Genomic DNA, 11,628 nt, shown 5'->3' with positions numbered 1-11,628 from the left:
AGTGTCAAAACATCATGTTTTCGATCACGGCCGCCGCGCCCATGCCGCCGCCGATGCACATCGTGCAGATTCCGTACTTGACGCCCCGGCGGCGCATCTCGTGGAGCAGCGTCGCCGTCAGCTTCGCGCCCGTGCAACCGAGCGGGTGGCCGAGCGCGATGGCGCCGCCGTTCACGTTCACGATGTCCTCGTTCAGTCCGAGCTCGCGAATGACCGCGAGCGACTGTGCGGCGAAGGCTTCGTTGAGCTCGATCAGGCCGATGTCCTCGAGTGAGAGGCCGGTCTGACGAAGCACCTTCGGGATGGCTTCGATGGGTCCGATGCCCATGACCTCCGGCGGCACGCCCGCCACGGCAAAGCCCGCGATGCGGCCCATCGGATCGACGCCGAGCTCTTTCATCACGTGCTCGCTCATCACCACCGCCGCCGCCGCGCCGTCCGACATCTGCGAGGAATTCCCGGCGGTGACGGTGCCGCCCCGGCGAAAGACCGGGCGCAGACGCGCGAGCGCTTCGAGGCTCGTGTCGGCACGCGGCCCCTCATCCATCTTAAAGACCGTCTCGACCTCCCTCGTCTGCCCGTCGTCGTACGTCACCTCGCGCACCGTCAACGGGACGATCTCCTCGGCGAAACGCCCGGAAACGATGGCGTCGACCGCTCGCCGGTTCGACTGAAGCGCGAACCGGTCCTGATCCTCCCGCGTGATGCCGTATTGCTCCGCGACGTTCTCCGCCGTGTTGCCCATCGAGATATACATATCGATGTCGTGCCCGATCAGGTCGGGGTCGGGCTGAAAGAAAAAGCCCGACATCGGGACGAGGCTCATCGACTCCGCGCCGCCGGCCACGATCACGTCGGCGTGGCCGGCCATGACGGCCTGCGAAGCCATGACGATGGTCTGGAGCCCGGACGAGCAGAAGCGGTTGACGGTGGCGCCCGGCACGGCGTCCGGCAGCCCCGCCTTCTGCGCGATGATCCGGCCCATGTTGAGCCCCTGCGGTCCTTCCGGCATCGCGCAACCGATGATCACGTCATCGACCATTTCGGGCGAGAGCCCCTGGACGCGGCGCATGGCCTCCGTTACCGCCGCCGCGCCCATCGCTTCGGGCCGCATGTGTTTGAGCGTGCCGCGATTGGCTTTCCCCACCGCCGTGCGGACACTGCTGACGATATATGCTCCGTTTGCTTGCATGATCTCTATCTCAAAGGGTTGAATTCCATAAACATCGAACGTGCTCAAAGAACGAGCCGAAACCGCGCCGTCAGTTGCGCAACGGCTTGTTGTACTGGAGCAGATGCATGATGCGCTCCTGCGTTTTCTGCTCGCCGAGCAGGCTGAGGAAGGCTTCGCGTTCGAGGTCGAGGAGGTAGTCCTCGTGCACCTCCTGCGGGCCGGTCAGGTCGCCGCCGGTGAGCACGTGCGCCAGCTTTTTGGCGAGGAAAAAGTCGTACTCGCTGATGTACTTCCCCTGCAGGAACTGATACGCGCCGACCTCCATCGCCGCCGCCGCCGGACGTCCGAGCACCTTGATGTGCGTCAGCACCGGGGGCGGCAGATAGCCCTCCTCGGAGCGCCGGATCACCTCCTGTTTGGCGACGAAGAACCGCCGGTCCGCGTTCATCACCACTTGCGCGTGATCGGCCACGTAGCCCATCTCCTGCCCCTCACGCGCGCTCGTGGCGACCTTCGCCATGGCCATCTGTTCGAAGTATTTCTGAAGGTAGGCCTGAATCTCCGAGGGGAAGCCGTTCGGCGCGAGCGCGGAGGCTTTCGCCGCCATGCGCATCGTGCCCGTGCCCGCCGGAATCAGTCCCGCGCCCAGCTCCACGAGACCGATATACGTTTCGGCCGCCACCACCGGGTTCGGGCACGCCATCGTCATCTCGCATGCGCCGCCGAGCGTCATGTGATGCGGCGCGACGACCACTGGCTTCGTCGCATACCGCACCCGCTGAATCGCCCGCTGAAAGCCCGCAATGGCCTCGTTGAGCGTGTCGAACTGCCCGGACGCCACGGCCATCGCCACCTCGCCGAGGTTCGCGCCGACGGAGAAATTCTTTCCTTCGTTCGCCACGACGAGCCCCCGGAGGTTCGGGTCGTTCTCCACCCGCTCGATGACCTCCATGAGCCCTTCCATCACGAACTGCCCGAGCGCGTTCGACTTCGAGCGGAACTCGTAGAGCGCCACGCCGTCGCCGAGGTCGAGGAGGGCGGCGTCGGGATTCGTCCACAAGACCTTCGTCTCATCGGTCTTGATCGCCGCGAGGCTGATCTCATCGTCCGGCTTCGGATCCTCGACGTACGCGCGACGGGAGGGGATGTAGACCTGCGTCACGCCGTTCTCGGTCCGGTAAAAGCTTTTCGCGCCGTCGCCGCGCATCGCCCCGATCCATCCGGGAAGCGCGAGCCCCTTTTCCTCCATCGCTTCGAGGACGGTTTCGAATCCGAGGGCGTCCCACGTCTCGAACGGTCCCATCTGCCAGCCGAAGCCCCACCGGATGGCGCGGTCCACATCGGCCGGGCTCTCGGTGATCTCGGGGATGCGTCGCGCGCTGTAGGCGAGCAGTTCGAGCGTCGTCTCCCGGAAGAATGCGCCCGCGCGGCCTTCGTCGGCCCAGAGCGCCCGCAACCGTTTCACCAGCCCGCCCGCGCCCCGGATCGCGTCCAGGTCGCCCAGGTTGATCGGCTTCGGGTCCTCGTATTCGCCCGTCTCCGGGTTGATCGACTTGATGACCTTGCCTTCCTTCTTGTAGAACCCGGCCTTCGTCTTCGCCCCGAGCGCTCCTTTCGCCACGAGCGTTTCGAGGATCGGCGGGACGCGGAAGACCTCGCGGCTCTCGTCGTTCGGAACGGCCTCGTACAGGTTTTTGATGACATGGAGCATGACGTCGAGCCCCACCACATCGGCGGTGCGGAAGGTGGCCGACTTCGGATGCCCGACGAGCGTTCCGGTGAGCGTGTCGATCTCCTCGATGGTATAGTCGCCCTCGGTAAAGTGCCGGAGCGCGAGGAGCATCGCATAGATGCCGATGCGGTTGCCGATGAAGTACGGCGAATCCTTGGCGATGACGATGCCCTTGCCCAGGTGCACGCGCCCGAAGTGCGTCACGCGAGCGACGAGCGCGGGATCGGTGTCCGGCGTGGGGATCACTTCGAGCAGCTTCAGATACCGGGGCGGGTTGAAGAAGTGGGCGCCCATGAAGCGGCGGCGAAATGCTTCCGACCGGCCCTCGGCGATCTCGTGGATGGGCAAACCGCTCGTATTCGTCGAGATGACGGCATCCTCACGCGCCGTGGCCTCGATCCGGGCCATCACCTGCCGCTTGATGTCCATCCGCTCGACGACGGCCTCGATCACCCAGTCGGCCTCCCCGACCCAGTCGAAGTGCTCCTCGAAGTTGCCCAGTTTGATGCGTTTCCGGGCGTCCGCCGTGAAAAACGGGTTGGGTTTGAGCTTCGTCGCGCGCTTGAAGGCCGCCTTCACGATGGCGTTCTTGTCGTCGCCCTCCTCGGGCGCGATGTCGAGCAGGCGGACCTGAAGCCCGGCGTTGGCGCAATGCGCGGCGATCTGCGCGCCCATCGTGCCCGCCCCGAGCACGGTGACGGTCCGGAACGGGCGAAGCGTCCATCCGGCGGTGCGTTCGAGGGTCAGGGGATCCAGCGTTTGTGCTTCCATGATTCAGGTTCGGTTCTCCAGTGGAAGGATTACGTTCGAGGAAAGAAAGCGCCGCGCGCCTCAGTCTTCATACATCGAGGCGATTTCGTCGGCAAAGGTCGCATAGACCAGCGATCGTTTCACTTTCAAGGTGGGGGTGAGCATGCCGTTCTCGGGCGTCAGGTGCGCCGGCACGAGCTTGAACTTCTTGATCGTGGACCACGGGTCCATGCCCATGTTCGCCCGGTCGACGAGTTCCTGAAAGCGCGCCACGACCTTCGGGTGTTCGAGCAGTTCGTCGAACGGCAGCGTATCGTCGATGCCCTGCGTGCGGGCAAAGAGTCGCACGCCTTCCTCGTTCGGGAAGATGAGCGCCGTGGCGTATTTGTAGCCCGGCCCGACCACCACCGCCTGCTCGACGAGCGGATCGGCGGTGAGGCGGTTTTCCAGGGGCTGCGGGACGACGTACTTGCCGGTCGAGAGCTTGAAGAGGTCCTTCTTCCGGTCGGTGATGCGGAGATAGCCCTCTTCGGTGAACGTACCGATGTCGCCGGTGTGGAACCATCCGTCGGGGTCGAGCACCTCGCGGGTGCGCTCCTCGTCGCGGTAATAGCCTTTCATCACGTGCGGCCCCCGGGTGAGGATCTCGCCGTCGTCGGCGATCATCACCTCCACCCCCGGAATCGGCTGCCCCACCGTTCCGGCGCGGTTGCGGCCGGGCCGGTTGAACGTGATGATGGGGCTCGTCTCGGTGAGGCCATAGCCTTCGAGGATGTCGATGCCGGCGGCGGCAAAGGTGTTGGCGAGGCGTGCGTTGAGGGCGGCTCCGCCGCAGATGACGTGCTTGACGCGCCCGCCGAGCGCCGCGCGCCACTTGTCGAAGACGAGCGTGTCGGCCACGCGACGTTTGAGACGATACATCGGCGGCTGCCGGCGTCCGAGCTCATAACTTTCGGCCACCGCAAGCGACCACCGGAAGAGTCGGCGCTTGGTCTTCGGCAGTTCGCCCGCGCGTTCGAGGATGCGGGCATAGACCTTCTCGAGCACGCGCGGGACCGTGGCAAAGAGCGTCGGACGCACCTTCGGCAACGCCGTGGTCAACTCGTTCGGCGTGGTAAAATAGACGCTCGTGCCATAGCCGAGATAGCCGTAGTACAACGTCCGCGCAAAGACGTGCGTCATGGGAAGGAACGAGAGCACTACCTCTCCCCTGGGACCGGCCTCATAGTCCGTCATGCACTGGAACGCCGTGAGCGCGTTCGACGATATGTTCTCGTGCGTGAGCATGACCCCCTTCGGCAGTCCCGTCGTGCCGCTCGTATAAATGATCGTGGCGAGATCCTGTGGGTCGATCCGTTCGAGCATCGCGGCGACGGCTTCCGGCTCCCGTTCGCGCCGGGTGCGTCCGACCTGCCGAATGGCCTCCATCGTCACCAGTCCCACGGACTCGGGCAGGGGGGGCAGCGCGCCTCCTTCCTCCGGCTCCGCCAGTATGACCGTCTTGACGTGCGGCGTCTCTTCGAGCACCGGCGCGATGGCGGCCAGACGTTCGAGGTTGGAAACGAAGAGCGCTTTGGCCTCGGAATGATCGAGCACGTACCGGAGCGCCTCCTCCGTGTGCGTCAGATAGATCGGCACGTCGATGACGCCTGCGATCAGACACGCCATGTCCGCCAGGCAGAAATAGACGTCGCTCTCCATGAAAAAGGCCGCCCGGTCGCCTTTCTGAAGGCCAAAGGACTGGAGCCCGAGGGCCATTTCTTCCACTCGGATGCGGAACTCCTCGTACGAGAATGCCCGCCAGTCGTCACCGTGCGGCTGGTTCAAGGCGCGGGGATTCGCATACCGTTCGCAGGCTTCGTACAGCAGGGACGGCAACGTCCGCCCCAGCACGGGCGCTCCGTCTTCAGGCGGGGCTGTATAGATCCGGCTCTTCATCGGCTTCTGACTGATTCGTAGTGTGGTGAGCATACAAGGTCTCGTGCATCCGCCCACCCTTGAGGGGAGGTTTCCTTCAAAAAGTTACAGCAAGGTGAACACTGTTAACTTCTGCTCCAAAAAAACGACGCTCCGGCCCAGAAGCGCTTCCGAAAGCGTCCGGCGCCTCAGACCGTGGAAACCCCGGCATCCGCCCCTTCCGGAGCGACGATGTAGCTCCGGAGCGTCTGCGTGATGACCGTATCAATGAACGCCTCCCGGTCGACGCGGACATCCATGCGCCGGGAAAACAAGAGCGACACCGCCCCGTGCAAAGCCGCCCAGATCGCGCTCGCGGCCACGAGCGGATCCTCCACGTGCAGCAACTTGCCCTCGGCCCCCTCCCGCAACGTATCGACGATCACTTCCAGGTTTCTCCGCGCGCGACGGTACTTCTCGGCGGGAAAACGCGCCATCTGTTCCGGATGCAGCATGTACATGATTTCATAGTACTCGGGGTTGTCGATCCCGAAGTCGATGTACCCCCGGCACAACGCTCTCAGCCGCGCGATCACGTCCTCCCGGTGCGCCTCGGCGATGGCGCGCAGCGTCTCGTACTTCTGCGCCATCCCTTCCTCGATCAGCGCGTGCACGAGAGCGTCCTTGCTCTCGAAATGCAGGTAAATGCTCGTAGCGCTGTACCCGATGGCGCGCGCGATTTTCCGCATCGAGAGGCTGTTGTAACCCTCGCTGACCAGAAGATGCCGGGTCGTATCCAGAATCCGACGCCGGAGATCCCCGTTCATGCGCTGCTTCTCTTCCATATTCACTCCAGACTTAACAGCGTTAAGTAAGCAAAGTTTCAAGATTTTGTCAAGACGATATCCCGAAAAATCCTGTGGGGGGAAAGGAGAAGATGCCTGTGGGGAAAAGACGGACGCAGACCGGCGAAGCCGCCCGACCCGAATCAGGAAGCGGGGTAGGAACCCCCGCAGAGCAAGAGATGGGCAAAGAGACCCGGCACATCAGCGGGTCCGGCAAGAGGAGTGAACGCGCCGGGCTTGTCGCCCTCGTGCGATGAGATCGGCGGGCGCCTCTTCGGCGATACACCGAACGCACACGCCCTCACTTCAACGGCAAAGATGGAGCGGCTCGTCTCCGGAGAATCCCGGTGGCGGCCGGAAGGGCAGACGACGCACCCGAGCGGGGATCAGAGTTTCTTCAATGCCACGTTGCCCACGCCGGACCGAAGCGTCAGGCCCGGACCGCCGCCGTTGATGCTTCCCCCGAAGGACTTTTTCATCCACCGCCCTTTAACCTTCAGGCCGTACTCGCAACTGGCCGCCCCCACGCTCGCCACGGCGTCCACGTTCACCCCGATGCCGTCATCCAGATAGACGGTCACGTTGCCCGCGCCGGAATCGAGGCGGGAGTCTCCTTCCAGCGGGCCGGTGATCCGGGCGGTAATGTTGCCTGCGCCGGTATGCGCCCGCACCTCTCCCTGTATATCCTGAATCGTAATATTGCCCGCCCCGGAGACCACCTCCGTGCGACCCACCGCGCCCCGCACCTCGATGTTGCCCGCGCCGGAACTGACGCCGACCGGCCCGTGCACGGCCTCGACGATGACGTTGCCCGCCCCCGTACGCCCTTCCACACGCCCGGTCACACCGTCGATCTCCACGTTGCCCGCACCGTTGGTGAAGTCGATGTTATACCGCTCGGGCACCTGAATGCGCACCCGTACCTTGAAACGCGTCGACTTTCCCCACAGCTTGCGCGACCATTGATCATCTTCGAAACGCGAACGCAACCGCACGTCATCGCCCGACTGTGAGAAATCCAGGTCATGCTGCTCGAGAATGCGTTTGGCCGCGTATCGATCCTCGGCCTCGACGATGCGATCCACCTCGATGTTCACCACGTCGTCGCTCCCGATTTCGATCACCACGTTGCCGTGATCGAGATCGAGATAGAGCGTGCCGCCGGCGTGCACCTTGAAGGATTTTTTAATGGTGTCCCGTTCCTCGGCGCTCACACTCGCACGCACGGCAACGACCGTAAGCGCCGTCATCAAGAGTATACCGGTCAGGCGTCGGAGCATCGTCTTTTCCTTTGTTTTTCTATGGGTGGGCCGCAAGCACGTTGTCCCTACGCAGTCTGCCCCGACGGGTTGCATGACCGCGCGCTCCAGGCCGCCCCCGCGTTCCTCTGCGCGCCCTCGCCCTTCCCCCTTCTTGGCACTTTCTTAACAATCGCCGTGAATCCCGGACTCCAATTTGACGTACGGGTCCAAATCATGACTCATCAGTCACTTTTTTTCAATGAGTCAGGCAACAGGTCGGAAGCGCTCCAGGCAAAAAGCTCCAACCTTCGACACACCTGACCCGGGGCTGTCAGTCGGGGTGCGGTTCTTCGGGAACCCGCCTCTCGCGACCGGTCCCTCTCTTCACGACACCGCCTATGGAAACGCAGTTTGCAGAGCCCGTCAAACTGAGCCGTCGGGAGCGGGAGCGCCTGATGCGCCGCCGGGCCATGCTCGAAGCCGCGCAGGCCGTCTTTGCCGAGAAAGGCTACACGCACGCCACGCTGGATGAAATCGCCCAACGGGCGGAGTTCGGCAAAGGCACGCTCTACAACTATTTCGAAGGCGGCAAGGAAGCCATCCTCTTCGCCATCTTCGAGGAGATTTACGACGATCTTTGCCGGCTCATCGCATCTTCCTTCACGCCTGAACGGATAGAACGCCATCCCATACGGGAACTCTTCCACACCTTCATCGCCGGTTGTTTCCGCTTCTTCCTCGAACGAAAGAATCTCTTCATGATCCTCATCAAGGAGGCGCATCTGATGATTTTCAGCGAGGATTCGGCGAAGGCGCGCTTTTTCATACGCCAGCGTCGGCGGGTGGTCGAGGCGCTCGTTCCGCCGATCGAAGCCGCCATCGCACGGGGCGAGCTTAAGCCTCTGCCGGCGCATGCGCTCGCGCACATGATTCTCGGCAACATCAAGGGATGTCAGACGCACATGATGCTCGAAGCCGGGGAACGGGACGGTTGCCCCGCCTCCTGCGACGCTCCGGACGAGATGGCGACGTTCCTCACCACGATGCTCTTTGACGGATTGCTTGCCGCGCCTGCGCCCCCCCCCACCGCCGCGACGCCTCAGCCAACCGAGTGACCATGCACAGACCCTTTATCCATCGCATGCAGAACAGTCGCATCCTCTTCACGGGCCTCCTCGCTCTGACGTTTCTCGTTCCGGCCCGCGCCTTCGCGCAGTCGCAGCCGGCCGCCACGAGCGCGCCGCTGACGATGACGCTCGACGAAGCAATCCAGATCGCGCTCGTGAACAACTATGCCATTCAGCGCAGCCGTCTCGATGTCAAGAACGCCGCGGCGCAGGTCAAGGAGGGCTGGGGGCAACTCGTGCCTCAGGTCGACCTGAGTTCGAGCTACACCCGCAACATCAAGACCATCAACCCCTTCTCCGGAAGCCAGGCCGGCGGCTTCTTCCAGACGCTTGGTTTTGTCGACTGGCTTGCTTTCAACGAGCAGGCCCGCACGGACGACGACCCCGCCACGCAGCCGATCTCGGTGGCCGAGTTCTTCGCGCGCCGGCAGGCCGGCCTTGACGCCGCCGGCATCCCGCCCTCCGACAACGGCAACCCGTTCAATGTGCCCAATCAGTTCAACACCAGTCTGAGCATCACACAAAAGATCTTCGACGGGCGGGCCATCTGGGGCGCGAGGGGGGCCGACAAATACCTGGAGCCCTTCAACGAGTATGGCATGAAGCGTCAGGAACAGTTGCTCATCGATCAGGTGAAGCAAACCTATTACCGCGCGCTCCTGGCCTCCGAGCGCGCCCATGTGACCGAACAGAGCGTCGCCCGGACGGCCGAGACGCTTCAGGAAGTCGGCAGGCGCGTGGCGCAGGGGGTCACGCCGAAGTTCGAGCGCTTGAGCACGGAAGTTGAACTGGCCAATCTCCAGACCCAACTCGTGCAGGCCCGCAACGACGCCGCTCAGGCCACGGACGACCTCAAACTGCTCCTCGGCATCCCGGTCGAGCAGCCGATCGAGCTTCGCGGCGCGCTCGAAGCCGAAGACCCGAGCCGGTTCCTCAACATCTCCGCCGACAAGGCCGCCGAACTGGCCCTGGAACGTCGCCCGGACCTGGAGCAGGCGTGGATCAACGTCGAGTTGCAGAAGGTGCAGGAAAAAGTGGCGCGTGCCCGGTACCTGCCCAACCTCGACGCTTTCGCCAACTTCGGCTACATCGGCAACGTCCCCGACGACCGGCTCGCGGTGATTTCGGACCCGACGGATCCGTTCTCCTTCACGACCCGGCAGAACGATTTCTTCAGTGGAAACTACTGGGGATGGAACGTCAACGCGGGGGTGCGCCTGTCGTGGAACCTTTTCAACGGGTTCCAGACCCACCAGCAGATTCAGCAGCGCAAAATCGCGACGAGCCAGGCGCAGCTTCAGTATGAAGAGTTGGCGCATCAGGTGCGGCTGGAGGTCGAGCGGGCGCTCCGCAACCTCGACGCCGCCCGGCAACGCATCGCCGCGCAGGAACGCAACGTGGCCCGCGCCGAGCTGAGCTACGAGTACGCCACCGCCCGGCTCCGGGAGGGCGTCGCCAGCCCGCTCGACGTGCGGCAGGCGTCCGAACAGCTCGACCAGAGCCGCCTCAACTATCTCCAGGCGGTCCACGACCTCATGGTCGCCCGCAGCGCCTTCGAAGCCGCCGTCGGCGTGCCGGTGCCTGCTTCGGGCAACGTGCAACTCACGAGCAACTGAGCCCCGGACATGAACCACACGCGCGTCCAATCCCGCCTGCCCATTTTCGGCGTCCTCCCGGCGCCCGAGTCTCCTACCCGTATGAGCCATCCGATGCAACATAGATTTCGCCCGTTCGTCCCTGCAGCCGTTCTGATCTTCACGCTCGCCCTGGCCGGATGCGCCGGCAGCGACAGCGGCGAGGCTCCGCCGAAAGAGCCGGCCACCCCCCCTTCATCCCATCGCACCGTGCGTGTGGAGACGGTCGTCGTAGAGCCGACTACGTTCGTGGACGTGGTTGAGATCACCGGGGCGGTCGATACGTCGGACGACGCCACACTCTCGGCCCAGACGTCGGGCACCGTGCGCGCGCTCGCGCCCCTCGGAGAGCGCGTCGTCAAGGGACAGACCGTCGCCCGCCTCGATCCGAGCCTGGCCCGCGCCGCCGTGGAACAGGCCCGCGCGCTCGTCGAGACGGCGCAGGCGCAGTTCGCCTTCGCCGAAGACACCTACCGTCGTCAGGAACCCCTCTACCGCGATTCCATCATCAGCGCGCTCGAATTCGAAAACATCCGCAGCCAGAAGCACCAGGCCGAGGCGCAGTTGAACCAGGCCCGGGCGGCGCTGGCGCAGGCCGAGCAACAGCTCGGATACACCCGCATCACGGCGCCCTTCGCCGGCGTCGTGGAGGCGCACCTCGTCGAGGTCGGCGAGCAGGTGATGCCGGGCGCCCCCGTGGCCCGGGTGGTCAATGCGAAGAAGGTGAAAGTGACCGCCGGCGTCCCCGAGCGATACGCCCTCGACATCCGGACGGGGGCTTCGGTCGAGATCGGCTTCAACGCCTACGGCATCCCCCGGCGGTCGGCCCGCGTCTCGTTCGTCGGGAACGTCATCAACCCGAGCAACCGCACCTTCCCCATCGAGGTTATCCTCGACAATGCGGACGGGACCCTCAAGCCGGAGATGATCGCCGAGGTGTACGTGACGCGGGCGCGCCTCGAAGACCAGCTCGTCGTGCCGCAGACGGCCGTCCTCCTCGACGAAAACGGCACGACCCTCTTCGTCGTCGAGCACACCCCGGAAGGCCCCGTCGCCCGGCGGCGGTCCGTCACGCTCGGGCCCTCATACGGCAGGCGCACCGTCATTTCGGAGGGGCTCAACCCCGGGGACGAGGTCATCGTCGTCGGGCAATCGAAGGTGACCGACGGCGACGTCGTGCAAATCGTCGATTCCTCCCTTCAGGTTGCCACCGACTGACAGGAGTTCCT

At 64.3% G+C, this 11,628-nt stretch carries 8 protein-coding genes; 3 read left to right on the top strand and 5 right to left on the bottom strand.

What is annotated here, in order from left to right; all coding sequences use genetic code 11:
* Window positions 1-4: 4 nt before the first annotated feature.
* From AC1HIY_RS13065 to AC1HIY_RS13045, 5 genes are all read right to left on the bottom strand, one after another.
* Window positions 5-1,192 (bottom strand): thiolase family protein, encoded by a 1,188-nt coding sequence (locus tag AC1HIY_RS13065; protein ID WP_479577188.1) that lies wholly within the window; start codon window positions 1,190-1,192, stop codon window positions 5-7.
* A gap of 70 nt (window positions 1,193-1,262) precedes the next feature.
* Entirely contained in the window at window positions 1,263-3,677 is a 2,415-nt protein-coding gene (locus tag AC1HIY_RS13060) for a 3-hydroxyacyl-CoA dehydrogenase/enoyl-CoA hydratase family protein (protein WP_479577187.1), read from the bottom strand.
* A 60-nt stretch (window positions 3,678-3,737) separates the two neighbouring features.
* Complete coding sequence (locus AC1HIY_RS13055; RefSeq protein WP_479577186.1) at window positions 3,738-5,627, bottom strand: AMP-dependent synthetase/ligase; 1,890 nt, start codon at window positions 5,625-5,627, stop codon at window positions 3,738-3,740.
* A gap of 134 nt (window positions 5,628-5,761) precedes the next feature.
* Window positions 5,762-6,397, bottom strand: coding sequence for a TetR/AcrR family transcriptional regulator (locus AC1HIY_RS13050; RefSeq protein WP_479577185.1), 636 nt, complete (start codon window positions 6,395-6,397; stop codon window positions 5,762-5,764).
* 386 nt (window positions 6,398-6,783) lie between these two features.
* Window positions 6,784-7,677 carry a DUF4097 family beta strand repeat-containing protein gene (locus AC1HIY_RS13045; protein WP_479577184.1) on the bottom strand — a complete coding sequence of 298 codons (894 nt, stop codon included), beginning with the start codon at window positions 7,675-7,677 and terminating at the stop codon, window positions 6,784-6,786.
* A gap of 359 nt (window positions 7,678-8,036) precedes the next feature.
* Between AC1HIY_RS13045 and AC1HIY_RS13040 the strand changes: the two genes are divergently transcribed.
* From AC1HIY_RS13040 to AC1HIY_RS13030, 3 genes are all read left to right on the top strand, one after another.
* Window positions 8,037-8,753 (top strand): TetR/AcrR family transcriptional regulator, encoded by a 717-nt coding sequence (locus AC1HIY_RS13040; protein WP_479577183.1) that lies wholly within the window; start codon window positions 8,037-8,039, stop codon window positions 8,751-8,753.
* A 2-nt stretch (window positions 8,754-8,755) separates the two neighbouring features.
* Window positions 8,756-10,381 (top strand): TolC family protein, encoded by a 1,626-nt coding sequence (locus AC1HIY_RS13035; protein WP_479577182.1) that lies wholly within the window; start codon window positions 8,756-8,758, stop codon window positions 10,379-10,381.
* Window positions 10,382-10,474: 93 nt separating this feature from the next.
* On the top strand, window positions 10,475-11,617 hold the full coding sequence (locus AC1HIY_RS13030; protein WP_479577181.1) for an efflux RND transporter periplasmic adaptor subunit: 1,143 nt from the start codon (window positions 10,475-10,477) through the stop codon (window positions 11,615-11,617).
* Window positions 11,618-11,628: the final 11 nt, after the last annotated feature.

The organism is Rhodocaloribacter sp. (assembly GCF_056451265.1).
Note: the sequence above shows the minus strand (reverse complement) of the source record. Positions and strands in the feature narration are given on the sequence as shown.